The sequence below is a fragment of the Streptomyces sp. NPDC007157 genome (assembly GCF_040634235.1).
Classification (GTDB): domain Bacteria; phylum Actinomycetota; class Actinomycetes; order Streptomycetales; family Streptomycetaceae; genus Streptomyces.
This window is the reverse complement of record NZ_JBEYFE010000003.1, coordinates 447,178-474,065: the sequence shown is the minus strand read 5'-3', so window position 1 is coordinate 474,065 and position 26,888 is coordinate 447,178. Positions and strand designations below refer to the sequence as shown.

20 protein-coding genes are annotated in these 26,888 nt (G+C 72.3%); 12 read left to right on the top strand and 8 right to left on the bottom strand.

All coding sequences use genetic code 11. The features are described 5' to 3' along the window. Positions 1–99 precede the first annotated feature (99 nt). From ABZ642_RS07630 to ABZ642_RS07615, 4 genes are all read right to left on the bottom strand, one after another. The gene (locus tag ABZ642_RS07630) at positions 100–1,023 is read right to left on the bottom strand and encodes a MurR/RpiR family transcriptional regulator (protein WP_360478692.1); all 924 of its coding nucleotides are present in this window, start codon (positions 1,021–1,023) and stop codon (positions 100–102) included. 134 nt (positions 1,024–1,157) lie between these two features. Further along, a complete protein-coding gene (locus ABZ642_RS07625; protein ID WP_360478689.1) occupies positions 1,158–2,846 on the bottom strand; it encodes a phospholipid carrier-dependent glycosyltransferase in 1,689 nt (562 codons plus the stop codon). Between the two features lie 93 nt (positions 2,847–2,939). Then, on the bottom strand, positions 2,940–4,871 hold the full coding sequence (locus ABZ642_RS07620; RefSeq protein ID WP_360478686.1) for a phosphatase PAP2 family protein: 1,932 nt from the start codon (positions 4,869–4,871) through the stop codon (positions 2,940–2,942). A 287-nt stretch (positions 4,872–5,158) separates the two neighbouring features. Continuing rightward, complete coding sequence (locus ABZ642_RS07615; protein WP_360478683.1) at positions 5,159–6,064, bottom strand: BadF/BadG/BcrA/BcrD ATPase family protein; 906 nt, start codon at positions 6,062–6,064, stop codon at positions 5,159–5,161. Positions 6,065–6,387: 323 nt separating this feature from the next. Between ABZ642_RS07615 and ABZ642_RS07610 the strand changes: the two genes are divergently transcribed. The 6 genes from ABZ642_RS07610 (at position 6,388) to ABZ642_RS07585 (ending at position 14,647) form a co-directional block, all read left to right on the top strand. Then, positions 6,388–7,521, top strand: coding sequence for an ROK family transcriptional regulator (locus ABZ642_RS07610; protein ID WP_360478680.1), 1,134 nt, complete (start codon positions 6,388–6,390; stop codon positions 7,519–7,521). Between the two features lie 275 nt (positions 7,522–7,796). Next, on the top strand, positions 7,797–9,125 hold the full coding sequence (locus ABZ642_RS07605; RefSeq protein ID WP_360478677.1) for an extracellular solute-binding protein: 1,329 nt from the start codon (positions 7,797–7,799) through the stop codon (positions 9,123–9,125). Positions 9,126–9,243: 118 nt separating this feature from the next. Beyond that, positions 9,244–10,158 carry a sugar ABC transporter permease gene (locus tag ABZ642_RS07600; RefSeq protein WP_360478674.1) on the top strand — a complete coding sequence of 305 codons (915 nt, stop codon included), beginning with the start codon at positions 9,244–9,246 and terminating at the stop codon, positions 10,156–10,158. Then, positions 10,155–11,057: a carbohydrate ABC transporter permease gene (locus ABZ642_RS07595; protein ID WP_360478672.1), complete on the top strand. Its 903-nt coding sequence runs from the start codon at positions 10,155–10,157 to the stop codon at positions 11,055–11,057. The genes ABZ642_RS07600 and ABZ642_RS07595 overlap by 4 nt, the downstream gene beginning before the upstream one ends. A 2-nt stretch (positions 11,058–11,059) precedes the next feature. Next, positions 11,060–12,784, top strand: a complete 1,725-nt coding sequence (locus tag ABZ642_RS07590; RefSeq protein ID WP_360478669.1) for a hypothetical protein — start codon at positions 11,060–11,062, stop codon at positions 12,782–12,784. Between the two features lie 45 nt (positions 12,785–12,829). Continuing rightward, the gene (locus ABZ642_RS07585) at positions 12,830–14,647 is read left to right on the top strand and encodes a hypothetical protein (protein WP_360478666.1); all 1,818 of its coding nucleotides are present in this window, start codon (positions 12,830–12,832) and stop codon (positions 14,645–14,647) included. Positions 14,648–14,769: 122 nt separating this feature from the next. Here the strand turns inward: ABZ642_RS07585 and ABZ642_RS07580 are convergent, their stop codons facing one another. After that, complete coding sequence (locus ABZ642_RS07580; protein ID WP_360478663.1) at positions 14,770–15,417, bottom strand: nucleoside/nucleotide kinase family protein; 648 nt, start codon at positions 15,415–15,417, stop codon at positions 14,770–14,772. A 77-nt stretch (positions 15,418–15,494) separates the two neighbouring features. Here ABZ642_RS07580 and ABZ642_RS07575 point away from each other — a divergent pair, with 77 nt between their 5' ends. Both ABZ642_RS07575 and ABZ642_RS07570 read left to right on the top strand, forming a co-directional pair. After that, positions 15,495–16,229, top strand: a complete 735-nt coding sequence (locus ABZ642_RS07575; protein ID WP_360478660.1) for a beta-phosphoglucomutase family hydrolase — start codon at positions 15,495–15,497, stop codon at positions 16,227–16,229. Beyond that, positions 16,226–18,571 carry a glycosyl hydrolase family 65 protein gene (locus ABZ642_RS07570; RefSeq protein WP_360478657.1) on the top strand — a complete coding sequence of 782 codons (2,346 nt, stop codon included), beginning with the start codon at positions 16,226–16,228 and terminating at the stop codon, positions 18,569–18,571. Before ABZ642_RS07575 ends, ABZ642_RS07570 begins: the two co-directional genes overlap by 4 nt. A gap of 132 nt (positions 18,572–18,703) precedes the next feature. Here the strand turns inward: ABZ642_RS07570 and ABZ642_RS07565 are convergent, their stop codons facing one another. Both ABZ642_RS07565 and ABZ642_RS07560 read right to left on the bottom strand, forming a co-directional pair. Then, complete coding sequence (locus ABZ642_RS07565) at positions 18,704–19,597, bottom strand: M56 family metallopeptidase (RefSeq protein WP_360478654.1); 894 nt, start codon at positions 19,595–19,597, stop codon at positions 18,704–18,706. Further along, a complete protein-coding gene (locus tag ABZ642_RS07560; RefSeq protein WP_360478651.1) occupies positions 19,594–19,977 on the bottom strand; it encodes a BlaI/MecI/CopY family transcriptional regulator in 384 nt (127 codons plus the stop codon). Before ABZ642_RS07560 ends, ABZ642_RS07565 begins: the two co-directional genes overlap by 4 nt. Before the next feature lie 177 nt (positions 19,978–20,154). Between ABZ642_RS07560 and ABZ642_RS07555 the strand changes: the two genes are divergently transcribed. Then, positions 20,155–21,072 carry a lysylphosphatidylglycerol synthase domain-containing protein gene (locus tag ABZ642_RS07555; protein WP_360478929.1) on the top strand — a complete coding sequence of 306 codons (918 nt, stop codon included), beginning with the start codon at positions 20,155–20,157 and terminating at the stop codon, positions 21,070–21,072. Between the two features lie 46 nt (positions 21,073–21,118). Here the strand turns inward: ABZ642_RS07555 and ABZ642_RS07550 are convergent, their stop codons facing one another. After that, complete coding sequence (locus ABZ642_RS07550) at positions 21,119–21,820, bottom strand: phosphatase PAP2 family protein (protein ID WP_360478648.1); 702 nt, start codon at positions 21,818–21,820, stop codon at positions 21,119–21,121. 238 nt (positions 21,821–22,058) lie between these two features. Between ABZ642_RS07550 and efeU the strand changes: the two genes are divergently transcribed. The 3 genes from efeU to ABZ642_RS07535 all read left to right on the top strand — a co-directional run bounded on the left by efeU (position 22,059) and on the right by ABZ642_RS07535 (position 26,882). Then, positions 22,059–24,263 (top strand): iron uptake transporter permease EfeU, encoded by a 2,205-nt coding sequence (efeU, locus tag ABZ642_RS07545; protein WP_360478645.1) that lies wholly within the window; start codon positions 22,059–22,061, stop codon positions 24,261–24,263. Between the two features lie 47 nt (positions 24,264–24,310). Further along, the gene (gene efeB, locus ABZ642_RS07540) at positions 24,311–25,582 is read left to right on the top strand and encodes an iron uptake transporter deferrochelatase/peroxidase subunit (RefSeq protein ID WP_360478642.1); all 1,272 of its coding nucleotides are present in this window, start codon (positions 24,311–24,313) and stop codon (positions 25,580–25,582) included. Positions 25,583–25,721: 139 nt separating this feature from the next. Beyond that, a complete protein-coding gene (locus ABZ642_RS07535) occupies positions 25,722–26,882 on the top strand; it encodes a HoxN/HupN/NixA family nickel/cobalt transporter (RefSeq protein ID WP_360478639.1) in 1,161 nt (386 codons plus the stop codon). Positions 26,883–26,888: the final 6 nt, after the last annotated feature.

Here is a 26,888-nt window from a genome sequence, read left to right as displayed (position 1 = left end):
CGTATGAAAACATTCATGCGTGAATTGCGGTGAATGGTCCCGCTACGGGCTCCTGCGGCGGAAAGCGGGGAGGGGCGGCCGGTGCGCCGGGCCCCGGGGTCAGTCCTTGAGGAAGAACTGGTGCTGCTCGGCGACGTGCTCGTACTCCTCCAGGCGCGCCTGGGTGCGCTCGGGGTCGGCATCGGTCATCGCCTGGAGCAGGGCGGCGGCCATCAGGCCGGGCGCCGCGTAGGTGTCGAAGACCAGACGGGACCCGATCCCGGTACTGAAGGTGACGTCGGCCTCGTCGGCCAGCGCGCCGAGCGCCAGGTCGGTCACGAGCGCGACCCGCAGACCCGCGGTCCGCGCCACCTGGATCGCGGTGAGCGTCTCCTGCGCGTGCCGCGGCATCCCGAACGCCAGCACCCAGGTGCCCCCCGCCTCCCGCGACTGCAGCAGCGCGTCGTAGGCCACGCTTCCGCCCCGGGTCACCAGCCGAACGTCGGGATGGATACGGCGGGCGGCGTAGGCGAAGTACTCCGCCAGCGAGACGGAGATGCGCAGCCCGAGCACGGTCAGCGGGGAGGACTGGGACAGCTCGCGGCCGATCCAGATCACCCGGTCCGGGTCAGCGAAGTCCCGGCGCAGGTTCTCCAGGTTCTCGATCTCGGCGTCCACGGCCGCCTGGAGTTCGTTGCTGCGGTGCTCGGTGGCGGCTCCGGTGCCGCCCGCCAGGGTGCGCAGCGCGATCGACTGGAGCCGCTCGCGCAGCGCCGGGTACCCGCTGAAGCCGACCGCGCCCGCGAACCTGGTCACCGACGGCTGGCTGACCCCGACCCGCTCGGCGAGGTCGGTGATCGACAGAAACGCCGCCTCGGTGATGTGGTCGATCAGGTACTGGGCGATGCGCCGCTGGCCGGGGGAGAGCCGGGGGCCGTCGAAGAGTTCGCGGAGCTGGGAGGTGGGCGCGGCCTCCGCCTCCGGCACCGTCTTGCCCGAGGTGATCGCGGACGCCTGGGCGCGAGCCTGCTGCGGCGATGGCACCGAAGCGCCTCCTTTGTCTCCCACGAGGACTCAACATAGCTCACGGACCGTGGTGACCAGGGGTTGTGCCGACCGTCCGACCGCCCCGGCGGCCGAACGCGCAACGTGCGAGTCGGGCACCGGGGTTCCGGCGGTCACCGCCGGTAGACGGTGATGGAATGCCCGACGTCGTCGACGGCACGGCTGCTGTCGATCAGCGCGGCCAGCCGCCCCCGTGCCTTGGCGACCGACGAGTCCGAGACCACCAGCAGCCCGTGCACCTCGCGGGGCGGCACCGTGCGGGGATCGGTGGCGTGGATGCCGTAGTAAGAGGGGATGCCACTGCCCTTGTAGACCAGCCAGACCCGCTCGCCCGGGTAGCGCTCCCGCAGCCGGTCGGCGAGCCGGCCCAGGTCCTGGCCCCAGTCCACGTTGGAGTCGTGCAGCCGCAGATGCGTCTTCGCCGGACCGCCGAACGCTTCGTTGGAGTACGGCAGATAGAACGGGAACGTGCGCAGCGAACTCACCGCCACGAACAGCAGCAGCGCCCCGCCCACCGGCCGTGACCACCGCCACCGCACGGCCAGCACCGCGGCGCCGCCCACCGCCAGGAACATCGGCATGAACAGCGCGTACCGCGTCCCGAAGTCCCGCGACCCGGTCATCGCCGAGACCAGCAGCACGGCCGGCGGCAGCAGCACGTACGGCGCGGCCGGCCGTAGCCGCCGCACCGCCATCACCGCGACCGCGCCGGCCGCCCACAGCGCCAGCATCCCCAGCGGGGTCTTCACCAGCAGGGCGGCCGGCAGGTAGTACCAGCGGGAGCCGGTGTAGAGGTGCCCGAACAGATAGCCCTGCCAGGGATAGTCCTCCAGGCCGAACTGCAGGCGCATGCCGTCCCGGTAGGCGTGCGGAAAGGGCATCAGACCGATCAGCAGGCCCCGCGGACCGTGGATCGCCGGGACCGGCACCGCGGACACGGAACGCAGCCGGGGATCGACGGCCAGATAGGACAGCCACACGACGGCGACCGCCGTCACCGTCACCACCGCCGCCGCCGTGACCGCGCGCCGCACCCGGCCGGGGCGTACGCCCCACACCGACAGCACCGCCAGGGCGGCCAGCAGCGGGAGCGCGGGCAGCGCGCTCATCTTCGTCGCCACCGCCGCGCCCAACGCGGCCCCGGCGAGGGGCAGATACAGCCCAGGGCGGCGCCGCGCCCGCCACAGCAGCCAGACAGACGTCAGCACGAACCCGGCCGACGGCACGTCCAGGGTGGCCAGCGAGCCGTGCGCGATCAGGTCGGGGGAGAAGCAGTACAGGGAGAGCGCGAGGAGCCCGGCGGCCGTGCCGAGGACCTCCCGGGCGAAGGCGAAGACCACCAGGGCGAACAGCAGCGTCAGCGCGATCACCGGCAGCCGGGCCCACAGCATCAGCCGCCAGGGGTCGTTGCCCGAGGCGTACAGCAGATGCCGGCCCACCTGCCCCTGGTCGCCCTGGTACGACGGGTCGTAGTGCGGGTCGGCGACCGCGATCCCGGCCATGACGATCAGCTTGCCGAGCGGCGGGTGCTCGGGGTTGTAGCGCAGCCGGTGCTCGTGCAGGTAGTCGGTGGCCGCGGCCACGTAGACCGGCTCGTCGATGGTGGGTGTCTGCTCGACGGCGCTGGTCACCATCGCGACCGCCATCTGGGCGAGCAGCAGCACCACCAGGACCGGCACCAGCCACCGGCGCCGGGCGCGCAGGGCGGCGGTGAGCCGCGCCGCGGGGGCCGGCCGTGGGGTGGGTGCGGGGGCACCGAGGGCGCCGGGATCGAGGACCGACTGCTGTTCGCTTGCCATCATCCGCCCCGCGGGGACGCCGGGCCCGCGGTGACGGGAGCGATCAGGAGCAGGATCATGGGCCCCACTCTCGCATCGCTCCCGCCACCGGGCGCGTCACCGCTTCACGAGTCGTACCGACAGACCGTCTGCCGTGTACACGGGTACGGCCCGCAGCTTGTCGGAGTTCAGCTCTATGTGGTCGAACTGTCCGCGCAGTCGCGGAGCGTCGAGCACCGGGAGGGTGCGGCCCGCGGCCGGCGGGTGCTCGATGTCGAGTTCCAGCGACAGCGTGCTGCCCCTGCCGAGCACGGCCAGGTGCTTCACCTGGAGCGGCGCCCCGCGGCCCTGGCCGAGCGTCACCTGCAAGGTGCCCGCGTCCTGCGTGTACGTCCCCCGCACGAACAGGTCCCCGGCCACCCGCAGGGTGCCGGCCTCGATCCGGACGTCGCCGCGGCCCAGCGCCTGGTCCGAGGCGGCCACCAGGGTGCCCCCGGCCACCACGGTGCCGCCGCGGTAGCCGTTGCCGCCGGTCAGCGTCAGCGTGCCGGTGCCACGCTTGGTCAGACCGCCGTGGCCGTCGATGTCGTGGCGCCAGCTGTCGGCCGCCGAGAAGCCGCCGGCCGCCGCGTCCAGGGTGACCGTGACGTCCGTGTCGAAGGCGCCGTAGCCGTCCGCCGCGGCGAACAGGTCGAGGCGACCCCACTGCTCGACGCCGTCCAGCAGCACGTAGCCGGCGGGCAGGGCGGTGCTGCGCAGCACCTCGCGGCGCTGGTCGGCGGTGAGGTAGGGCTGACGGGTCTCCAGGAGCACCTCGGCGCCCTTGGGCACGGTGAGCGGCTGGTCGCCGCCCTGTCGCCGCAGGACGTACGTCAGCCGGGGGGTGGCCGCGCGCTCGTTGGCCGCGCGGTCGGCGTACGGGTCGGTGGCGGTGCCGGCCGAGTGGGCGTAGGCGTACAGGGTGTCGGCGCCGGCGCCGGTCCGCGCCTCGAAGTAGGCGAGGGCCTGGGCGCGGGCGGCGGCCTTGAGGGCGGCGTTGACCGGGTCGGCGAGGGTCGCGGCGGCCAGGGCGGTGGCCATGATGCGGCCGCCGACCACGTCGACCGTGTTGTGCATACCGGCGATGATGCGGGTGTCGCTCAGCTCCAGGGCGCGGGCGACCAGCTCCTGGAAGCGCTCCGGCACCGCGTAGGCGTAGGCGAGGCCCGCCAGGTGGAAGGCGTTGGTGTGGCCGGAGGGGAAGCCGCCGTCGTCGACCGGGGAGGTGCTGCGCTGGCGCAGCAGCTGCGGGGCGACGACCACCTCGGAGTCGTAGACCGGGAAGCCGTAGGCGTCGGTCCTGCCGGTGTCGACGACCTCGCTGTCCTCGTTCATGCGCCACGGGCGCGGGTACTGGTAGGCGTACTTGGAGGGGTTGCCGGAGGCGTAGTTGCCGCGCACGGTGTCGACCAGCTCGGCGACCTTGCCGAGCGCCGAGTCGTGCGAGCCGGCGCCGAGCGCGGAGCCCGCCGGGGCGTCGGCCGGGACGGCGTCGTTGATGGTGGTCGCGGGCGTCCCGTCGGGGGCGCCGGTGATCGAGGTGACCGCGAGCGAGCCTGCCTTGTACAGGTCCGCGAGCGGGCCGAGGCCGGCGATCATCGCGTAGCTCTGGTGCTGGCGGTCGTAGACGAACGCCTTCTTCGCCTCGGCGGCGGAGCGCCCCCGCGTGATCTTGGCGCAGTACCGCATGTTGTCGCGCAGGACGTCGGCGCGCAGCACGGTACCGGTGTTCCAGGCGGAACCGGTCTTCCACACCCGCGCGAAGCCGCCGAGGATGCGCACCACCGCGTTGGTGTCGGCGGTCAGGTTGGTGCTGATGTTCGTCTTGTAGTCGTCGACGAACGCGAGAGCGGTCGCGGCCTTGGCGTCCGCGGCGGCGAGCCAGCCGGCGAACGTCGGGGCCGCCAGCACACCCGCCGAGGCGCCGAGCGAGGTCTTCAGGAATCCCCGTCGGCCGACGGCGAGTCCGCGGGCCGGTGCGGAGGTGTGGTGCCCGGCAGATGACGGCATGGGTGTGCCTCTCTTGAGGTCTGGGGGAGTTCACGCGGACGGCGATGCTTCAGAGCTGCGTGAGCGTGTGGGTTCGCGTGGGAAAAGTGTTGAACGAGCGAAGTTCTAGGGCGAGTTCGTGTCCCGGCGGTCATGGTCCGACGACCGTCACATGACCCGGAGTTGAACGGCGCCCCGGTGGTCGGCCCGGTGGTTCACCGGAAGAACAGGCCTGGACCAGCGTGTTCGCAGCGTCGAACAGCCCGTGGTCCAGGCGCGCGGGACCGGACGGGTGGCGGACGGGTTTCTCACAGGATCGAACGTGCCAGCGCCACCGCGCCCTCGACCGGCGGGAGTCGCAACCGCTGTGGCCGCGCCCCGGGTACGGCCTCGGCGAGCGCGGCCGCGAAGGCGTCGTACAGGCGTGGCTGGGAGAGGATCGTGCCGCCCGCGACCACCACGTCGTCCACGGCGAGACCGCGCGCGGCGAGCCGGACCACGAGGCCGGCGAGAGCGCGGCCGCCGTCGGCTATCACGTCGGCGGCGAGCCGGGAGCCCGCGTCGGCCGCGGCGAAAAGCACCGGGGCGTGCCGGCCCCACTCGGCGGAGACGTCGGAGGCGCCCTCCAGCGCGGCGCCGAGTGCGGGTACCTCGGCCACCCCGAAGGAGGCGACGAGTCCGGTCGCGAGCGCGTCGGGGGCCTCACCGCGGTCGTGTGCGGCCCAGACGGCGCGGGCGGCGTCCCGGACCAGTCCGGCGGCGCCGCCCGCGTCGCCGAGGACCGCGCCCCAGCCGCCGACCTGCACGGGGCTGCCGTCGGCGTGCCGTCCGACGGCCACCGAACCGGTGCCGGCGACCAGGCCGACGCCCTTGTCCAGGCCCGCGGCGGGGACGAGGAGCTCGGCGTCGCCCACGACGAGGACGGGTGTCTCCTGGAAGTCGCGCAGCGCGGCGGTGATCTGGGCGCACTGGCGGGGGGTCTCACAGGCGTGCCCGCCGACGGCCAGGGCGGCGGGGCGGGTACCGGCCGGCAGGGCCTCGTGGACCAGCGCGGTCAGCCAGCGGGCGGCGGCGGCCGGGTCGTGCGGCCGCCAGCCGCTGCTCGAACGGACGTGATCGGCGACCAGGTCCGCGCCGGTGAGTGCGCGGAGATGGGTCTTGGTGCCCCCCACGTCGATGCCGATCACGAGTGGGGAAGAAGGAGTGTCCTGCACGGATCCTCTTTCGTCGTCTGGGCGAACAGCGCCGAAGAGCCTGGCACTGTGCTGCGACGGCGGGCGAACCGTGCCTGGCCGAACAGGAGTTGAGCAAGTCGGGAAGCCCCGGGACGGGCTTCTTGCGGAGCACGGCAGGCGAGTACCGTGTACTTCGTTAGGAAGTTAACTAACGAAGTACAGTGCGTCAAGAGTTGCCGCGGACTCGATCAACGGACGCTGTCGAGGTCAGAACCGCGCGGCACAAGGGCACCGCATCGCCGCATCCCGCGACACCCGGGGGAGCGCGGCCCCTGACCCCTGGGGGAACTGTGGAACACGTCGTGACTGAGGCCCCCCGGCTCACCGAGAGCGCCGGTGCGGTCTTCGCCGTGCTGGCCCAGGCCGGCAGCGCCACCCGGCCGCAGCTCGCGAGCCTCGCCGGCCTGTCCAAGCCGACGGTCTCCGCCGCCGTCGCGGAGCTGGAGGGGGCCCGGCTGGCCACCCACTCCGGCACCGCGTCCGGCGGGACCGGCCGCTCCGCCGCCGTCTACGGCCTCGGGCCCGCCTCCGGCTCGGTCCTCGCCGTCGACCTCGGCCCGGCCCGCACCCGGGTGCGCGGCTGCGCCCTGGACGGCACGCTGCTCGCCGAGGCGGACACGCCCCGTCCCCGCGCCGCCGACGCCGTCCGGGAGGCCCTGGCCGCGCTGCCCGCGGGCGCCCCGCTGCGGGCCATCGTCGTCGCGATCGGTGACGTCACCGCCCCCGACCTGGCGGGCACCGGGATGCGCCCCGCGACCGCCAAGGCCGGCCCCGTCTTCGACGCGGTCTCGGTCGCCCTGCCGCCGGGGGTCCCGGTCCACCTGGAGAACAACGTCAACTGCGCCGCCCTCGCCGAACTCCACGAGGGCGCCGCCCGGGGCCGCCGCACCTTCGGCTACCTGCGGATCGGCGTCGGTATCGGTCTGGGCATCGTCATCGGCGGCCAGGTGCTGCGCGGCGCCAACGGCGCGGCCGGTGAGCTGGCCCGGCTGCCCTACCCCTGGGACGACGACCGGGAGCCCCGCCAGGAGGCCCTGGAGGCCTACGTCGGCTCGCAGGCCCTGCTGCGCCGGGCCGCCGAGGCCTGGCGGGCCGGTGACGGGCCGCGCCCCCGGACCGCCGAGGGGCTCTTCGCGCTGGCCGCCGAGGGCCGGGAGCCCGCCCGCGGCCTGGTCGCCCGGCACGCCGCCGACGTGGGCCGGCTGGCCGCCGCCGTGGCCGCCGTGCTGGACCCGGGGCTGATCGTGCTCGGCGGCAGCACCGGCGCGGATCCCCAGGTCCTGCCAGGTGTGCGGGCCGAGCTGGGGCGGCTGAGCTGGCCCACCGAGGTGGTCAGCAGCCAGATCGGCGATCTCGGTACGGTAGTGGGTGCCGCCCGGCTCGCCGTGGCCAAGGGAGTCCAAAACGTGACCGAAGGCGTGCAGGTGAAGGATTGACGGCTTCCTGATCGGTCTGCCAATGTCCGGACAAGCGCTTTCTAAGTCGGCCGGGACGCCGACTCCGGGTGAGCCTTCAGCCCGTACGCGAAGTACGGCAGCCGCACGAGGGCGTGCTTGTGCGACGCCGGCCGTCATGGCCGGGAACCCCACCCGTCAAGGCGACACGGCCGGGCGAGGCCGTGCCCCCGGAAAGCGAAATCTCCCGCAAAATGCACCCGTGCCGCCTCGGCAGGCGCCGTGCTTCTTCCGCTACGACGAAAAAGGGATTGAAGATGACCAGTGTGGGTGTGCGGCGCTCTCGCCGACTCGGCCGCGGCGGCATACGCCGTCTGGTTCCTCTCGCTGCCGTGGCCGCGGCAGGGGCCCTGCTGCTCTCCGCCTGCGGGTCGGGATCCGGCTCGGGCGGCACCTCCAAGTCGCTGACGTTCTGGATCTCCACGGTTCCGGGGCAGGACGCGGGCTGGAAGAAGCTGGTGGCGCAGTACAAGAAGGAAGCCGGCGTCGACGTCAAGCTCGTCAACATTCCCTACGACGGCTACCCGACGAAGCTGCACAACGCCGCGCAGGCGAACTCGCTGCCGGATGTTGCCGACGTGCCGGCCCTTGACCCGATCTGGTCGAACAAGCTGATCGACCTCAGCTCCATCGCCAACGACAAGAGCAACAACATCAACGCCAACTTCCTCGCCAAGGACTCGTCCGGCAAGGTGCTGGCCATCCCCTCGGACGTCACCGCGTCCGGCCTGTTCATCAACAAGACGCTGTTCAAGAAGGCCGGCGTCACCGTCCCGACCTCGCCGCAGAAGACCTGGACCTGGACCGAGTTCATCGCGGCGGCGAACAAGGTCCGGGAGAAGACCGGCGCCAAGTACTCCCTCACGTTCGACCAGTCGCCGTCCCGGCTGCGCGCCATGGTGTACGAGATGGGCGGGCAGTACGTCCACGCGGACTCCTCCGGCAAGTTCTCCGTGGACGCCGCGACCAAGAAGGCCGTGAAGTACTTCGTCGGACTCAACGACGACAAGACCATGCCGAAGTCGGTGTGGACCAGCGGCGCCGACCCGTCGGCCATGTTCCAGAGCGGTGACGTGGTCGCCTACTGGTCCGGCGTGTGGCAGGTCGCCTCCTTCGCCGACAGCATCAAGAAGTTCGACTGGGCGAGCGTCCCGACTCCCGCCCAGCCGGTGCAGGCCAGTGACGTCAACAGCGGCGGCATGATGGTGGGCTTCAACAACAACGGCGCCGCGGCCACCGCCGCGCAGAAGTTCCTGTCCTGGGTGTACGAGCCGAAGCAGTACACCGAGCTGGTCGAGACCTCCGGGTTCCTCCCGGTCGAGAGCGGTCTGAGCCCGAAGTACCCCTTCACCTCCGCGGCGGCGCAGGCGGCGTTCAAGCTGTACAACGAGGAGATCCCGCTGTACGCCCCGATCTCGGGCTACTTCAACGGCGCGCAGACGAACTGGGTGCTGAAGGGCAAGAGCCTCGCCACCGACCCGACCAAGACGGAGCTGGGCAAGGCGATCAACGGCCAGCAGTCGGTCGACAAGGCCCTGGACAACATCGTGGACGGCTACAACCAGGCGGTCGGCAGCGGATCGTAGGCCACAGGGCCCGGGCGGCGGGTCGAGACACCGCCGCCCGGGCCCTGGCCGCCCACGTGATGCCGGGCTCACGGCGTGAGCCCAACGCAATCCATCCACCAGCACGGAAGTCAGGAAGATGACAAAAAGCGCCGCGGACGTGTCCGTGAGCCCGCCCAGGCGACGACGCAGCACTTACATTCTCGCGCCGCTCGTCCTCATCGCGGCCAATGTCGTGCTCTTCGCGCTGTTCTTCGTGTGGCCGGCGGTGATCGGGCTCGTCTACTCCTTCACGAACTACACGGGCGTGGGGGCGTTCCAGTTTGTCGGACTGGACAACTACCACAACCTGTTCGGGGACTCCGCTTTTTACGACGCGCTGACCCGGACGCTGCTGTACACCGTCCTCTTCGTTCCCCTGAACTTCGCGCTCTCCCTGCTCGCCGCCAACCTGCTGGTGAGCAAGCACGCCAAGGGCGCGTCCGTCGCCCGTGTCATCTTCTTCGTCCCGTGGCTGCTGTCGCCCATCGTCGTGGGTGTCCTGTGGCGGTGGCTGTTCGGCGAGAACTTCGGACTGGTCAACTACATCATCGAGAAGTTCGGCGGGCACGCCGTTCCGTGGCAGTCGAATGCCGACCTGTCGCTGCTGGTGGTGGTGTTCGCGGCATCCTGGGCCTGGACGGGCTTCTCGATGCTGCTGTTCATCGCGGCGATCAAGAACGTGCCGGTGTCGTACTACGAGGCGGCCTCGCTCGACGGCGCCGGCCCCTGGCGCCAGTTCATCAGCATCACGCTGCCGAGCATCGCGCCCACCTCGTTCATCGTGATCCTGCTCAACACGATCAACGCGATGAAGGAATACCCGGTGTTCGTCTCCCTCAACAACGGCGGACCCGGAACGTCGAACAACCTGCTTGTCCAGTACATCTATCAGACCGGCTTCCAACGGGGCCAGATCGGCTACGCGAGCGCCGCGTCATTCGTGCTCATGCTCATCCTGATGGCCGTCGCGATCATCCAGCTGATCGTCAACCGGCGGGTGGAGAACCGATGACAACCACAGACATGCCACGCAAGGCCGACGCCGGCCCCGGACGGGCCGTTTCCAAAAAGCGGCCCCGCGGGGCGAGCAGTGGTGGGCTCCGGCGGGCGGTACCCGCGACGACATTGCTGTGGATCCTGGCGTGCCTCTACGGGCTGCCGGTGCTGTGGTTCATCCTCAGCTCCCTCAAACCGGCCGGGGACCTGTTCTCCTATCCGCTGACGCTGGTTCCGCACCACCCCACTCTGTCGGGTTACTTCACGGCGTGGCGCAGTGCCAACTTCTCCCAGTACTTCATCAACACGACCCTCGTGTGCGTGATCACGACGATCCTCACGGTGGGCGTCAGCTGCTGCACCGGGTACGCGCTGGCCAAGTACGACAATAAATGGCTCAAGGCGTTCTTCATCTGCATCCTGGCCACCACGATGCTGCCCGGCGAGGTCATGCTCGCCCCCGAGTTCCTGGTGGTCCGCAACCTCGGCCTCTACAACTCGTTCGCCGGCATCATCCTCCCGGCCGTGCTCACCGCGACCGGGTGCTTCATGTTCCGCCAGTTCTTCCTGACGGTTCCCGACGAACTCGTGGAAGCCGCACGCATCGACGGCGCCCGCGAACTGTCGATCTTCCTGCGGATCATGGTGCCGCTCTCCCGGCCCATCATGCTGACGCTCGCCATCCTGTCCTTCCAGTGGCGCTGGAACGACTACATCTGGCCGCTGCTGATGCTGAACGACCCCAACAAGTTCACCGTGCAGATCGGCATCCAGAGCATCGTCGGCGCGCAGAACATCAACTGGTCGGTCCTGCTCGGCGCGTCGGTGATCTCCATGATCCCGCTGATCGTCATCTTCCTGGTCTTCCAGCGCTACGTCATGGGCGCCGACATCAACGCCGGTCTGAAGGACTGACCGTGACCATCCCGCTCGACCACGAGTTCGTCCGCGCGGTGGCACGCGCCGCCGACCGGCTGGCCGGCCCGCCGGCGGCCGGCCCCGACGAGGAACCCGCCGGTGTGACCCACCGTGCTCTGGCACGCCGGGTGAAGACCATGGTCGCGGCGTACCGTTCCCCGGACTCGGCGCTGCACGGCAGCAGGCAGGTCGTCGCCGCCGCGATGACCCACCTACGTGCCCTGCGGGCCGCGCAGACCGGCACCGGACTCTTCGCCGGCGGCGACAACGTGCAGTCACCGCCGGACTCCGCGTTCACCGTCAACGACGTGTGCGACGCGCACGTCCTCGCCGCGGGCGCGGGACCGGAACTGCGCGACGTCACGGCCGCGCTCGCCGAGATCGCCGGCGCCGCCGCCGGCGCTCTCCTGACCGGTGGGGTGCACACCCCGAACCACCGCTGGGAGCTGTGCGCGGCGCTGGCCCGGCTGCACCGGTCGTTCCCGGACAGCCGGCTGCTCGACCGCGTCGACGCGTGGCTCGCCGAGGGCGTCGACATCGACGCGGAGGGCCTGTACTCGGAGCGGAGCGCCAACTACGCGGCCCACGTGTCCAACCCGTCGCTGCTGCTCCTGGCCGACGTCCTCGGCCGTACCGACCTGTGGGACGCCGTCGAACGCAACCTCACCGCGACCCTGGACCTCATCAGACCGGACGGCACGGTGGAGACCGTCCACTCGCGACGGCAGGACCAGAACCACCCGTTCCCGCTGGCGCCCTACCTGGCGCACTACCGGCTGCTCGCGATCCGCTCCGGCCGACGCGACTTCAGCCGGGCGGCGCGGCTGGCGGCCGCCGGCGGCATCGACGACCCCAACCTGCTCGCCGAGACCATCCTCACCCCCGACCTGTGCCGCGTGCTGCCGCCACCGGCACCGGAACCCCTTTCCCGCGACCGGTACATCGCCACGGCGCGCCTTGCCGCACGTGCCTCCGCCACCGCGCACAGCGTCCTGTACGGCGGCTCGGACGTGCCCGAGCACCGGCGCATCCGCTCGGGCCTCGCCTGCAATCCCACCTTCCTGCGCCTGTTCGCCGGCGACGCCGTCCTCGACGCGGTCCGCCTCTCACGGGGCTTCTTCGACCTGGGCCCGTTCCGCGCCGCCGGCATGCAACAGCTCGGCGACAACCGGTTCCGGCTCACCGAAACCCTGACAGCCGCCTACTACCAGCCGCTCCCGCCGGACCGGCGACGGGACGACGGCGCCTACCGCATGGCGGACGAGGGACGCTTCTCGGCCGCGATGGCCTTCCCGGACCGGCCTCGGGACGAGGTCTCCCACACGACCCGCGTCGAAGCCGATCTGCGGGAGGACGGCGCCGACCTGCGGATCGACATCAGCGGACCACGGGTGCCCTGGGCCCTCGAACTGACCTTCCGGCCGGGCGGCGTGTCGGCGGGCGCCGTACCGATCGGCGACGGACGCTGGTGCCTGACGGCCGGGCCGATGACCTACCGGGTCGGTGACGACGAGATCCGGGTCGAGGCCGACGTCGAGGCGGGCGAGCCGCTCGCCGGGCCGGACCGGAGCGACCTACTACGGTACGACCCGGGTCAGGACCACACCGTGGTGGGCGGCACCGACGCGACGACCGGGAACCGCGTCTACCTCGGCGGGCACGGCCCTCAGACACTGACCGTCGCACTGCGCGCCCGCCGTCTCCCGCCTGTCGTCCGACCCTGACGAACCACGCCATGGCCACCACCGGCATGAAGGGCTGATCCACCCATGCACCTGCCACGCCAGCTCGGCCCGCTGCACGACCTGCCGTCCACTCCCGAGGCGTACGACGCGGTCCTCGCCGACGTCGTGGAGCAGGCCCTGGCCCGCCTCACGCCCGAGGGCAACCTCGAACACCCCGACGCCGACGACGACATCGGCGACACCTCCCTCGGCGTCACCTCGCTGCTGGCCCTCGCCTGGCAGCGCGCCAAGGACCCGCGGCTGCCGGAGGCCGTGCACCGCAGCCTCGCCTTCCACCTGCGCGAGCGCGTCTACACGGAGGACAACCCCGGCTATCCGAACCTGACGGTCCGCGACTCGGGACTCCCGTACGCCCGTTACGTCCTGGCGCCGGGCGCGCACCCGATCGGGGACTGGCCCAGCACGGTGTGGGCGCTGCTCCAGGCCGTCAACGTCCTCGACCTCGCGGACGGCCTGGTCGACGACGAACAGCGCACCGCGCTGACCGAGGTGGGCCGTGGCTACTGGCGCTGGCTGACCGAAGCCACCTTCTTCAACCCGCAGGAGGCCGGCAACCAGGCGATCGGGTGCGTGGTCGGCGGACTGATGCTGGCCCGCCACCTTCCCGCCGGGGAGGGCGAGCAGGTCCGCGGGCGGGCGCTGGCCCTGTACACCGACAGGATCCGCGCCCACCGTGTCCTGGACCGGGGCGCCCTGCTGCCCCCCGAGCACGGCGGCGCCTACGACAACAACTACGGCCCGATCTCCCTGTCCTTCCTCGCCCAGGCCCACCGGATCAGCGGCGAGGCGATGTTCGCGGAGGACGGCGACGCCCTCGCCCGCTACCTCGACGCCCGTCTGCCGGGCGGCGGCTTCGACAACGGCGGCCCCCGCTACAGCGAACAGCACTCCGGTTTCGAGTCCGTCCTGGGGCTGCGCTACTTCGGTGCCAGGATCGGCTCCGACCTGGGCCGCTACCGGGGCGACACCAACTGGGGCCGGCACGCGGTCAAGGCGGACGGCGGTGTCGACGGGCACTTCGCGTGGATGCTGGTCTGGCAGATCCAGGACACCACCCCCTGGCACCGCACCCCCTCGACCGTCCCGGCCCGCCACCAACTCCGCGCGGGCACCGTCTCGGTGGCCTTCGACCACCGGATGACCCCGGCACTGATCGAGGCGGCCGGCACCTACCACCTCCCGGCGGCGGTGAACCGGCAGCACGGCTTCGGCCCGGTCCTGGACGGCTTCCTGTACTGCCGGCCGATGGGCGAGGTCCGGGTCCGGGACGTGCGCGCCGACGGCCTGGCCGCCAAGCTGGTCAGCAAGCCGGTCGTGGGCCGCGACCACGTGCTGCGCCACGTGCGCTCCCTGTACGTCACGGACGGCACCCGGCTGTGGGTGACGGTGGCCCTGGAGCGCCTCGACGGAACGCCGTACCTGCTGGCCGGGCTGCCGTACGCGGCGGACGACGGCGACCGGGTGCGCCGCGTCGCCGAGGGCGAGATCGCCGCCGCGGGCGCGCTGCGCCTCACCCACCCCGCACAGCAGGGCGCCGACCACTTCGACGCCCGTTCCGAACTCACCCAGGAGCAGGCCGCGTTCGCGCTCGCCGCCGACCCGCGCGGCTACGGCAACCCGGACGAGGGCTGGCGCCACCTGGTCACCTCCACGGCGTACGAGGCCGAACTGGCGCCGGGCGCACCGGAGCACCTGCACGTCTTCGCCGTACGGTACGGGCCCGGCGGAGCGTTCACGCCGTCGTTCGAAGGCGATCTGACCGTGCACACCGAGGCGTTCACGGCCGTCATCGAGACCGCGGACGCCCACGGCGATCCCGGGCTCGCCGTCACCGGCTGCTGAGCGCTCCGCCGCAAGTGCCGTGCCGTGCCGTGCCGTCGTACGGCTGCTGCGCCGTCGTGGCTGGTCGCGAAGTTCCTCCCCCAGCCTTCGGCCGGGGGTACCCCCAGCGCCCCTTTGGGGCGCTACGGCGTGGGCAGCGCCGCCTCCGGGACCACCAGGTCCGCCCGGTCCCGGGTCGCCGCGACCAGGTCGGCGTTGCGCTGGTCGGTGCCCGCCACCCAGGCCACCGCATGCTCGTGCGCCTTGCCGAACTCCTCGTGCCGGGCGACCAGTCGCCGTATCCGCTCGGCCTCGTCGATCTCGCAGAACCACACCTCGTCCAGGGCCCGCCGCACCCGCGCCCAGGATTCCTCCGCCAGCAGCAGGTAGTTGCCCTCCGTCACCACCAGCCGGGCGGTCGGCGGTACCGGGATCGCGCCCGCCAGCGGCTGCTCCAGGACCCGCTCGAAGCCCGGCGCGTACACCACCTCGCCGGTGTCCTCGCGCAGCCGCCGCAGCAGCGCCGCGTACCCGGCCGCGTCGAAGGTCGCGGGCGCGCCCTTGCGGTCCCGCAGGCCCAGCCGGTCCAGTTCGACGTCGGCCAGATGGAAGCCGTCCATGGGCACCTGCGCCACCCACGGCTCGCCGGAGCCGTTCAGCTCGCGCACCAGACGCTCGGCGAGCGTGGTCTTGCCGGCGCCGGGGCTGCCCGCGATGCCGAGGATCGCGCGCGGACCGCGTCCGGTGAGTGAACGGGCCCGGTCGAGGAGGTCGTCGAAAGTCAGCGGCACGCAAAAAGTGTGACATCAGGCCCGGGATGTGGTGTGTACCACCCCCTGGAAGCCGCCTGGTGGGGAAGATGCCGGACATGACAGCACTCGGTCTGCCCGACACCATCCAGGCCTGTCTCTTCGATCTCGACGGGGTCGTCACCAAGACGGCCGTCGTGCACGCGGCGGCCTGGAAGGAGACCTTCGACGCCTTCCTGCGCGGCTACGACGGCCAGCGGCCCTTCGACGCGGTCGCCGACTACGACGAGTACGTCGACGGACGCCCCCGCGCCGACGGGGTCCGCGCCTTCCTGGACTCCCGGGGCATCCACCTGCCCGAGGGCACCCCGGACGACCCGCCGGACGCCGCCACCGTGCACGGCCTCGGCAACCGCAAGAACGAACTGCTCCTGGAGAAGATCCGCACCGACGGCGTCGAGGCCTACGACGGCACCCTGCGCTACCTGGAGGCGGTCCGCGCGCAGGGACTGCGCACCGCCATCGTCTCCTCCAGCGCCAACTGCCGTGACGTGCTGCGGTCGATCGGCGCCGAGCACTTCTTCGACGTCCGCATCGACGGGGTGGTGGCCGCCGAGCGCCATCTGCCCGGCAAGCCGCACCCGGACACCTTCCTGGCCGCCGCCCACGACCTCGGTGTCGAGGCCGCCCACGCCGCCGTCTTCGAGGACGCCCTCGCCGGCATGGACGCGGGTCGCGCCGGCCGCTTCGGGTACGTCGTCGGCGTGGACCGCGTCGGCCAGACGGACGCCCTGTACGCACACGGCGCGGACACCGTCGTGACGGACCTCGCCGAGCTGGGAGGCAAGGAGTGATCACCCACCGGTCGTACGCCGTGGAGCCCTGGGCGGTCCGCGAGACCGCCCTCAACCTCGACGTGCTCGCGCAGAGCGAGTCGGTGTTCGCGCTGTCCAACGGGCATGTCGGCTGGCGCGGCAATCTCGACGAGGGCGAGCCGCACGGCCTGCCCGGCAGCTACCTCAACGGCGTGCACGAGGTGCACCCGCTGCCGTACGCCGAGGCCGGCTACGGCTACCCCGAGTCCGGGCAGACCGTCATCAACGTCACCAACGGCAAGATCCTGCGGCTGCTCGTGGACGACGAGCCCTTCGACCTGCGCTACGGCCGGCTGGTCACCCATGAGCGGGTCCTCGACCTGCGCCGGGGCGTGCTGGAGCGGACCTGCGAGTGGACCTCGCCGGCCGGGTCCACCGTGCGGGTGCGCTCCACCCGGCTGGTGTCGCTGACCCAGCGGGCGGTGGCCGCCGTCGCCTACGAGGTCGAGGCCGTCGACCGGCGCTGCCGGATCGTGATCCAGTCCGAGCTGGTCGCCAACGAGCAGCTGCCCGGCGCCAACGGCGACCCGCGCGCCGCGGTGGCGCTGGAGTCACCGCTGGAGCAGGAGGACGACTTCGCCTCCGGGCGCCGGCTGCGCCTGGTGCACCGCACCCGGCGCAGCGGCCTGCGGGTCGCGGTCGCCGCCGACCACACGGTCGCCGGTCCCGGGGGGACCACCACACAGGCCGAGAGCGACACCGACGTGGCCCGGCTGACCGTCACCTCCGTGCTGGAGCCGGGGGAGCGGCTGCGGGTGGAGAAGTTCGTCGCCCACGGCTGGTCCGGGGTGCGCTCGCTGCCCGCCATGGCCGACCAGGTGGACGCGGCCCTGGCGGCCGCCGCGCACGAGGGCTGGCAGGGGCTCGCCGACGACCAGCGTGGCTACCTGGACGACTACTGGTCCCGCGCCGACGTGGAGGTGGACGGCGACGAGGAGGTCCAGCAGGCCGTCCGCTTCGCCCTCTTCCATGTGCTGCAGGCGGGGGCCCGCGCCGAACAGCGCGCGATACCCGCCAAGGGGCTGACCGGCTCCGGATACGACGGGCACGCCTTCTGGGACACCGAGATGTTCGTGCTGCCCGTCCTCACCCACACCGCCCCCGACGCCGTCGCCGAGGCGCTGCGCTGGCGCTACAACACCCTGCCGGCCGCCCGTGAACGCGCCACCCAACTGGGCCTGGACGGGGCCGCGTTCCCCTGGCGGACCATCGCGGGCTCGGAGGGCTCGGCGTACTGGCCGGCCGGCACCGCGGCCTTCCATGTCAACGCCGACGTCGCCGACGCGGTGGTCCGCTATGTCGCCGCCACCGGCGACACCGACTTCGAACGGGACACCGGCGTCGAGCTGCTCGTGGAGACCGCCCGGCTGTGGCGCTCGCTCGGCCACCACGACAGCCGCGGCGCCTTCCACATCGACGGCGTCACCGGCCCCGACGAGTACAGCGCGGTCGCCGACGACAACACCTACACCAACCTGATGGCGCGGGCGAACCTGCTCGCCGCCGCCGACGTGGTCGAACGCCACCCCCGGCAGGCGGCGCGGCTCGGTGTCGACGCGGAGGAGAGCGCGGCCTGGCGGGACGCCGCCGACTCCGTGCACGTCCCCTACAACCACGAACTCGGCGTCCACGAACAGCACGCCGGGTTCACCCGCTACCAGCGGTGGGACTTCGCCAACACCAGCCCCGAGCAGTACCCGCTGCTGCTGAACTTCCCCTACTTCGACCTCTACCGCAAACAGGTCGTCAAACAGGCCGACCTGGTCCTGGCGATGTACACCTGCGGAGCCTACTTCGACGAGGAGCACATCTCCCGCAACTTCGCCTACTACGAGCCGCTGACCGTGCGCGACTCCTCCCTCTCCGCCTGCTGCCAGGCCGTCGTCGCCGCCCAGGCCGGGCATCTGACGCTGGCCCACGCCTACACCGCCGAGGCCGCGCTGATGGACCTCGACGACCTGGAGCACAACACCCGCGACGGACTGCACATCGCCTCGCTGGCCGGTACCTGGATGGCGCTGGTGGCCGGCTTCGGCGGGATGCGCCACTACGACGACGGGGCCCGGTTCGCCCCCCGGCTGCCGGAGCGGCTGCGCCGTCTCGCCTTCAATCTGCAACTGCGGGGCAGCAGACTGCGTGTGGAGATCGGCGCCGACAAGGCGACCTACACCCTCCTCGACGGCCCGCCGCTCACCGTCCACCACCACGGGGAGCCGGTCACGGTCAGCACCGACAACCCCGCGGTACGTGCGGTGCCGCCGGTCCGTCCCGGGCCGACCCCGCAGCAGCCGCCGCACCGGTCACCGACCCGACCGTCCTGAGCGTCAGCGCCCCGATTCTCCGGGGGTGCGGGGAACTGCGCGATCAGCCACAGCCGACCGGTACTCCACCACGGCCGTCCGCGCCGCCGTCGCGGCTGGTCGCGCGGTTCCCCAAGCCCCTGAAGGCGCGCTTCACGTGAGCGCGTTGAGCAGCAGCCCCACCAGATCGCCGGTCGCGTCGGCCGCGAACACCGCTGCCAGTGCGCCCAGTGCGAGTACGGCCGCGGCGGCCGGCCACAGGGAGGGCGGCGGGCTGGTCTGGAGCGCCGCGACCCGGCGGGTGACCGCGCGGTCCGTGAAGTTCAGGGCGCACGCCGTTCGGGCGCGGCCCGTGCTGAGCGCCGCCCGGGCCAGCGCCCGGGCGGTGGTCCCGCGGTCCCCGACGTCGGTCGCCGCCTGCTCGTCAGCCCACCGCTCCACCAGGAAGGTCACGGCCGCCCGGACCGGGCCGAGCAGCGGGTTGGCGGCCGCGGCGAGGGTCACGGCCGTCACCATGCGGCCGTGCCGGTGCGTCAGATGGGCCCGTTCATGAGCCAGCAGCACCCGCCGCTCCGCCGGTGCCAGCGCGCTCAGCATCGCCGAGGTGACCAGGATCCGGCCCGGCCGGCCCGGGATCGCGAACGCCTGCGGCACCTCGCAGGCGGCCACCACCAGTTCGGTGTCCCCCGGATGCCCCTCGCACAGCCGTCGCAGCGCCCGCCGGGTCCGGCGCTCGGCGCGCACCGCCCGCTGTACCCGCCACCCCACCACGGCCAGCGCGAGACAGGCGGCGAGGCCGATCACCTCGGGCACCGGGTCGGTCAGCGGGCGGCCGTCCTCGCGGGCCTCCCGGATCACCGGCGGGGCGTCGCCCAGCAGGGCGGTGGTCAGCAGCACCAGGGACCAGGTGGTCGCGGCGGCGGTCAGTGCGGCGGTGGCGGTCAACACGCGTGCGGCCAGGGCCGGGGCCACCCGGCGGCCGATCAGCGGACTGACCGACGGCAGCAGCAGGGACACCAGCAGCGGGGTGTAGACGTCGTACCTCATGCGCTGCCCCCGGCGAACAGGTTGCGCAGCGCCCGCTCCTCCTCCGCGCTCAGCCCGGACACGAACTGCTGGAGGGCGGCGATCGGGTCGGGCCCCCGGTCCAGGGCCTCGTGCATGGCCTCGGCGGTCAGCTCGGCCGCGTTCTTCGCCGGCCGGTAGGCGCCGCGCCGCCCGTCGGCGTCCCGCAGCACCAGTCCTTTGTCGTACAGCCGCTTGAGGATGGTGTGGACCGTGTTGTAGGCGAGTCCGCCGCCGATCTCGGACTGGATCTCGGCCGGGGTCAAGGGGCGTTCGGTCGCCCACAGGGCTGCCAGCACCTCGCTCTCCAGCTCTCCCGCGCTGCGCCGCTCCGCCCTGCCGCGGGAACCTGTGCCAGCCATGGCACAACCTTACAGCGCGTAGTGCCGACGTTCGTATGGACGTACCTGCGCTGCCTCCACCAGTAATTCCCGTTAGTTTGTCACTGTTTGTCCCTGAAGCCCAAGAACGGTCCTGCGAGCTCTAGGGGAACAGGGGTGGGTCCCTCCATGGTCCCGAACGTGAACGTCACGCCCGTCATGGGGCGCCGAGGCGTCTACTGGCAGACCGGCCTCTGCCTCGCCCTGCTGGCCGGTGCGGGCTGGCTGCTCCGCCGGCACTGGCCGACCGTGGAGCACGGGGCGCTCCGGCTCGTCGTCGCGGACCAGCGCTGGCTGCTCGTGGCGGCCCTGGCGGCGGTCGGGACCTGGGCGTCCTCGGCCCTCGCCCAGCAGGGCGCGGTCGTCCACCGGCTGCCCGGCGGGCGCCTGGTCGCCGCGCAGTTCGCCGCCTCGGCCGCCAACCACCTGCTGCCCGCCGGGCTCGGCGCGGGCGCGGTGAACCTGCGCTTCCTGATGCGCTGCGGCCTCCCGGCCGGCCGCAGCGCGTCGGCCCTGGCGGTCAAGGCCGCCGCCGGTGCCGTGGTCCGGCTGGTCCTGATCGCCGTCCTGGCCCCCGCCTGCCCGGGACTGCTGCGGATCCCGCACGTGTCCGTGGCCGCGATCCTCGCCGCGACCGCCGCGGCCGTCCTGCTCGTCGTCCTGATCCGGGCCCGGGTGTGGGCCCGTTGCCGGGGTGCGGTGACCGCCGTGGCCGGCGACATCCGGGCCCTGCACGCCCGCCCCGTCCGCGCCGCCGCGCTGTGGGGCGGCTCCCTCGCCTTCGCCGGGCTGCACGCCCTGGTCCTGATCGCCGTGACCCGGGCGGTCGAACTCTCGCTGTCCCCGGCCCGGGTGGCGCTGCTGTACCTCGCCGCCAGCGGCGCCGCCGCGCTGCTGCCCACGCCCGGCGGGCTCGGCTCGCTCGACGCGGCCCTCGCCCTCGCCCTGACCGCCTCCGGGACCCCGGCCGCCGCGGCCGCCTCCGCCGTGCTCGGCTACCGGCTGCTGACCATGTGGCTGCCGCTGCTGCCGGGTCTGCTGGTCCTCGGGTTGCTGGTCCGGCGCCGGGCACTGTGACCGGGCGGGCCGCACCCGGGGGAGTCCGGCGGCGCCGGCCCCGGCTTCAACCGCCGTGCTCCGGGCCGGTCTCCGTCACCGGACTCTCCGGTACGTCGTCCGGGGCCCCCGGATCCGGCACCCAATGGGCGGCCACGCACCAGCAGGCCCCGAGCCAGCCGACCGCGAAGAGCCAGCCGCCGATCACGTCCGTGCACCAGTGCACGCCGAGGAACACCCGGGTGGCCCCGACGGCGAGTCCCCAGCAGCCGACTGCCACGCACCACGGCGTACGGCCGCGTGGGTGCCGGATCCCCAGGGCCAGGACGACCAGACCGGCGGTCAGTGCGGACGTCGTGCTGTGGCCGGACGGGAACGACCAGCCGGAGGCGTGGGTCCGCCAGTAGGCCTGCGGCGGCCGGGCCCGGGCGATCAGCTCCAGCACGCCGTACCGGGCCGCCTGGCCCAGGGCGAGGCAGGTCACGCAGAGGAGCACGGCGACGATGCGCTGCCGCGGGGTGCGGCCCACGAGCAGTCCGGCCACCACGACCAGGGCGTACGGCACGACCCCGGTGCCGGTCGCGGTGAGCCCTCGGGCCACGGCCACCGCCAGGTCCGGGCGATGAGCGAGGGACCACGCCAGCAGGGTGCGGTCCAGGGCGAGCGGTGTGCCGTGGCGGCCGGCCACGACCAGGGCCAGCACGGCGAACCCCGCCCAGGCGCCGAGGCCGACACTTCCCGCGAGCTCCGCGGTCCTCTTGCGGTTCATGACCCCGGTGGCGGCCCTCTCCTGCGCGCTGACTGTCTACTGGAATGTAGACGATCGGTGCCCTGCCGGTGTTCCCCGGTGTGCGAGTCCGGGTCCGGTCGTGACCTTTGCCGCACCATTGCCGGTTCATGACCGACTGACTACATGGTTGTAGTCATCATGGTCGGCGGAAGTAAGGCATGCCTTCACTAAGTCGAGCCGCACGGCGGGGACGGGTCTGCCGGGAGGGCTGCGACGGATGTGGGACGACGCGTTTCCGAGTTTCCTGATCGGGCTGAGGGAGGGTCTGGAGGCCGGCCTGATCGTCTCGATCCTCGTGGCCACCCTGGTGCGGGCCGGCGCCAGGAACCGGCTGCCACAGGTCTGGACGGGTGTCCTGGCCGCGATCGCGCTGGCGCTGAGCTTCGGCGCGGTCCTCACCTTCACCGCCGCCTCGCTCTCCGCGACCGCGCAGGAGGCCTTCGGCGGGAGCCTCAGTGTGATCGCGGTCGCCTTCGTCACCGCCATGGTCTTCTGGATGCGCCGCTCGGCCCGCAGCCTCTCCGGCGAGATCAGGGAGAAGGTGACCGGCGCCCTGGCCATGGGCTCGGGCGTACTGGTCGTCACCTCGTTCCTCGCCGTCGGCCGTGAGGGCCTGGAGACCGCGCTGTTCCTGTGGACCACCGCCCAGGCGGCCGGCGAGTCCGCGGGCCCGCTGACCGGCGCCGGGATCGGCCTGGTCCTGGCGGCGGCCCTGTGCTGGGGGCTGTACCGCCGGGTCCTGAAGATCAACCTGACGAGGTTCTTCACCCGCACCGGGGCGGTGCTGATCGTGATCGCGGCCGGCGTCCTCGGCTACGGGCTGCGGGACCTCCAGGAGGGCGGGGTCCTTCCGGGCCCAACGGCGTACGCCTTCGACCTGAGCGGCTCCATCGACGCCGGCTCCTGGTACAGCACCCTCCTCCAGGGCGTCCTCAACATCACTCCGGCCATGACCTGGCTCCAGGTGATCGGGTACGCCGGATACCTCGCCGTCGTCATGACGCTGTTCGTGCGCGGAGTGCGGGCCACGGCACCGCGCCCGACCAGCGCCGAGCCCGAGGCGCGGCCCGCCACGGACAAGCAGGAACTGGCATCGCAGCCGACGTCCGCCGCGGATGGGCAGGAGTCGGAGCCGGAGTCGGCGCCCGCCGCGGACAAGCAGGAGTCGGACCCGGAGTCGACGTCCGCCGTCGACAGGCCGGAACCGCGGCCGGCGCCCGTGGCCGACGGCCCCCGCCCGCGGCCGGTCGGGGTGCCGCGTCGGCGGCCGGGCTGGGTGGTCCCGGTCGCCGTGGTCGCCGTCCCGGCCGTCGTCGCCGGACTCGTCGTCGCCTTCGCCCGGCCCAAGTCCACCGGCGGCGAGACCGTCGCCGTCTCCGGGACCGAGTGCGGCAAGGGCTTCACCGCGCCCAGGCCCGGCCGGCAGACCTTCCAGATGCGGAACACCGGCAGCAGGACCGCCGAGGTGTATCTGATCGATCCGAGCAGCAACGCCGTCTACGGCGAGGTCGAGGGTCTCGCCCCCGGCACCACCCGCGCCCTGGTCGCCACCGTCGCCGGCGGCACCTACGCCTGGCGCTGTGTCCCCTCCAGCGGCAGGGCCGTCACCTCCGCGTCGGTCACGGTCTCCGGCGGCGGCAGCGGCGCCCGGGCCGTCGTACCGGTCTCCGAACAGGACCTCGCGGCGCCCCTGAAGGCCTACAAGGCGTACGTCGGGCAGGGCCTGGCCACCCTCGTCACCCAGACCCGCACGCTCGACGCCGACATCGCGGGCGACCACCTCGACAAGGCCCGCACCGACTGGCTGACCGCCCATCTCACCTACGCCTCGCTCGGTGCCGCCTACGGGACCTTCGAGGACTACGACCAGAAGATCAACGGCCGCGCCGACGGGCTCGCCGGCGGGGTGGCCGACAAGGACTTCGCCGGGTTCCACCGGGTCGAGTACGGGCTGTGGCACGAGCAGTCGGCTGATCGGCTGAAGGCCCCCGCCCAGGCACTCGCCGACGCGGCGGCCGGACTCCAGAAGGCGTTCCCCGCCCAGGACTTCGATCCGGGCGACCTGCCGCTGCGCGCCCACGAGATCCTGGAGAACACCCTCCAGTTCGAGCTGACCGCCGACACCGACGAGGGCAGCGGCACCAACCTCGCCACCGCCGACGCCAACCTGGCCGGCACCCGCGAGCTGCTCACCGTGCTCAGGCCGCTGCTGACCACCCGTGCGCCCGAGCTGCTGCCGACCGTCGACGCCGACCTCGACCGTCTGCGCAAGCTCCTGGACGCCGAGCACCAGGGGGCGAGCTGGACCCCGGTCGAGAAGCTCGACACCGTCACCCGGCAGCGGATCAGCGGAGCCACCGGCCAGCTCCTGGAGGACCTCTCCCCGGTGCCGGACCTCCTGGAGATCAGGAAGTCCGCCTGATGAACCCCGCACCGCACCAGCACCCGTACGACGAAGGGAACCCTCCGATGTCCGCTGCCGAGACCCCGTCCTGCCCGATGGGCGCGGGCCGCCGTTCGTTCGTGCGGACGGCACTGGGCGCCGGCGCCGCGGGCGCGGTCCTGGCCGGCGGAGGACTCGCGCTGAGCCAGGCCGGTTCCACCACCGAGGCCCGGGCCGCCGACGCGAGCGGCACCGCCAGGGTCCCCTTCCACGGCACCCACCAGGCAGGCATCCTCACCCCCGCCCCGGCCGCCGCCACTTTCGTCTCCCTCGACGTCATCGCCGACACCCGGCAGGACCTCGCCGACCTGCTGAGGACGATCACCGAGCGGGCCCGCTTCCTCACCTCCGGCGGCACCCCGGCCGACCTCGGCGTCGGCGCGCCGCCCGCCGACAACGGCATCCTCGGCCCCGAGGTGCCCTCCGACGCGCTGACCGTCACCGTCGGTGTCGGCGCCTCCCTCTTCGACGACCGCTACGGCCTGGCGAAGGCCAGGCCGGCCCGGCTGACCCCGATGCGGACCTTCCCGAACGACAACCTGAAGCCCGCCGAGTGCCACGGTGATCTGTCACTGCAGATCTGTGCCGACAGCCAGGACACCGTGCTGCACGCGCTCCGCGACATCGCCAAGCACACCCGCGGCGCCATGCAGATCAAGTGGCGCGTGGACGGCTTCCAGAACGCCCCGCGCCCCACCGGCGCCCAGCGCAACCTGCTCGGCTTCAAGGACGGCATCGCCAACCCGGACGTGAACTCGGCCCGCGAGACCGGCAGGCTGATCTGGGTCGGCGACGGCCAGGGCGAGCCCGCCTGGACGGCCGGCGGCAGCTACCAGGTGATCCGGATCATCCGGATGCTGGTCGAGTTCTGGGACCGGGTCTCGCTCAGCGAGCAGGAGCTGATGTTCGGCCGCCGCAAGGACACCGGGGCCCCGCTGGACGGCGCCAAGGAGACCGACATCCCGCACTACGCCAAGGACCCGCAGGGCAACGCGATCCCGCTGGACGCCCATATCCGGCTCGCCAACCCGCGCACCGCCGGGACCGACAGCTCCCGCATCCTGCGCCGCGGCTACAACTACGACCGGGGTGTCGACGGCGTCGGCAACCTCGACATGGGCCTGGTCTTCTGCTGTTACCAGCAGGACGTCCGGCGCCAGTTCGAGGCGACCCAGACCCGGCTGATCGACGAGCCCCTCGTCGACTACATCTCCCCGACCGGCGGCGGCTACTTCTTCGCCCTCCCCGGGGTGAAGAACGGCAAGGACTGGCTGGGCAGCGGGCTGCTGGCCGGCTGAGCGCCTTACCTTCCCTTTACCTTCCCATGGGAAAGGCCTGCCACTGCCTTTAGTGCGAACGATTTGCAAGTACGGGAGGATGACACCAGGCTGCTTACCGCAGCTGCTCAACTTGCTCGACCGAAGGATGCACCTCCCGATGACGGCCGCCCCTGGTTCCGCTCCGTCCCTCCCCGCCCAGGCCGAGTCCAAGCGCTCGGCCTGGCACCGTGTCCGGGGCTCCATGACACGGCAGGAGTGGATCAGGGTCGGCGGGATGGCCGCCTTCGTGCTGGCCCTGCACGTCATCGGCTGGGGCACCCTGGTCGGGATCATCGCGCCGCAGCACTTCAGCGTCGGCACCGAGTCCTTCGGGATCGGCATCGGCGTCACCGCCTACACCCTGGGCATGCGACACGCCTTCGACGCCGACCACATCGCCGCGATCGACAACACCACCCGCAAGCTGATGGGCGAGGGACAACGCCCGCTGTCCGTCGGCTTCTGGTTCTCCCTCGGTCACTCCAGCATCGTCTTCGGCCTCGCCCTGCTGCTCTCGCTCGGCATGAAGACCCTGGCCGGCCCGGTCCAGGACGACAACTCGCACCTCCACGAGGTCACCGGCCTCATCGGTACGACGGTCTCCGGGACCTTCCTCTACCTCATCGCCGGCATCAACCTCGTCATCCTGGCGGGCATCTGGAAGGTCTTCCGGCAGATGCGCTCCGGCGCCTACGACGAGGCCGCCCTGGAGACGCAGCTCAACAACCGCGGCTTCATGAACCGCTTCCTCGGCCGGGTCACCGGCTCCATCCGCAAGCCCTGGCAGATGTACCCGCTGGGCCTGCTGTTCGGCCTCGGCTTCGACACCGCCACGGAGATCGCCCTGCTGGTCCTGGCCGGCTCCGGCGCCGCCTCCGGACTGCCCTGGTACGCCATCCTGACCCTGCCGGTGCTCTTCGCGGCCGGGATGTCGCTGCTCGACACCATCGACGGCTCGTTCATGAACTTCGCCTACGAGTGGGCGTTCTCCAAGCCCGTCCGCAAGGTCTACTACAACCTCACCATCACCGGCCTGTCCGTCGCCGTCGCCCTCATCATCGGCACGGTGGAACTCCTCGGCCTCCTCGCCGACAAGCTGGACCTGCACGGCGCCTTCTGGGACTGGGTCTCCGGCCTCGACCTCAACACCGTGGGCTTCGTCATCGTCGGCCTGTTCTTCGCCACCTGGGCGATCGCCCTGCTGATCTGGAAGGCGGGCCGCATCGAGGAGAAGTGGACGACGGGCCTCGCCCGGCCCGCCGAGCAGACCGAGGCGTAGCCCGCC

Bases quoted from the DNA above. Each gene is read 5' to 3' on its own strand.
- ABZ642_RS07625 (WP_360478689.1), bottom strand. From the start codon at position 2,846: ATGATGGCAAGCGAACAGCAGTCGGTCCTCGATCCCGGCGCCCTCGGT.
- ABZ642_RS07620 (WP_360478686.1), bottom strand. From the start codon at position 4,871: ATGCCGTCATCTGCCGGGCACCACACCTCCGCACCGGCCCGCGGACTC.
- ABZ642_RS07605 (WP_360478677.1), top strand. From the start codon at position 7,797: ATGACCAGTGTGGGTGTGCGGCGCTCTCGCCGACTCGGCCGCGGCGGC.
- ABZ642_RS07600 (WP_360478674.1), top strand. From the start codon at position 9,244: ATGACAAAAAGCGCCGCGGACGTGTCCGTGAGCCCGCCCAGGCGACGA.
- ABZ642_RS07595 (WP_360478672.1), top strand. From the start codon at position 10,155: ATGACAACCACAGACATGCCACGCAAGGCCGACGCCGGCCCCGGACGG.
- ABZ642_RS07585 (WP_360478666.1), top strand. From the start codon at position 12,830: ATGCACCTGCCACGCCAGCTCGGCCCGCTGCACGACCTGCCGTCCACT.
- ABZ642_RS07575 (WP_360478660.1), top strand. From the start codon at position 15,495: ATGACAGCACTCGGTCTGCCCGACACCATCCAGGCCTGTCTCTTCGAT.
- ABZ642_RS07565 (WP_360478654.1), bottom strand. From the start codon at position 19,597: ATGAGGTACGACGTCTACACCCCGCTGCTGGTGTCCCTGCTGCTGCCG.
- ABZ642_RS07560 (WP_360478651.1), bottom strand. From the start codon at position 19,977: ATGGCTGGCACAGGTTCCCGCGGCAGGGCGGAGCGGCGCAGCGCGGGA.
- ABZ642_RS07555 (WP_360478929.1), top strand. From the start codon at position 20,155: ATGGGGCGCCGAGGCGTCTACTGGCAGACCGGCCTCTGCCTCGCCCTG.
- ABZ642_RS07550 (WP_360478648.1), bottom strand. From the start codon at position 21,820: ATGAACCGCAAGAGGACCGCGGAGCTCGCGGGAAGTGTCGGCCTCGGC.
- efeU (WP_360478645.1), top strand. From the start codon at position 22,059: ATGTGGGACGACGCGTTTCCGAGTTTCCTGATCGGGCTGAGGGAGGGT.
- efeB (WP_360478642.1), top strand. From the start codon at position 24,311: ATGTCCGCTGCCGAGACCCCGTCCTGCCCGATGGGCGCGGGCCGCCGT.
- ABZ642_RS07535 (WP_360478639.1), top strand. From the start codon at position 25,722: ATGACGGCCGCCCCTGGTTCCGCTCCGTCCCTCCCCGCCCAGGCCGAG.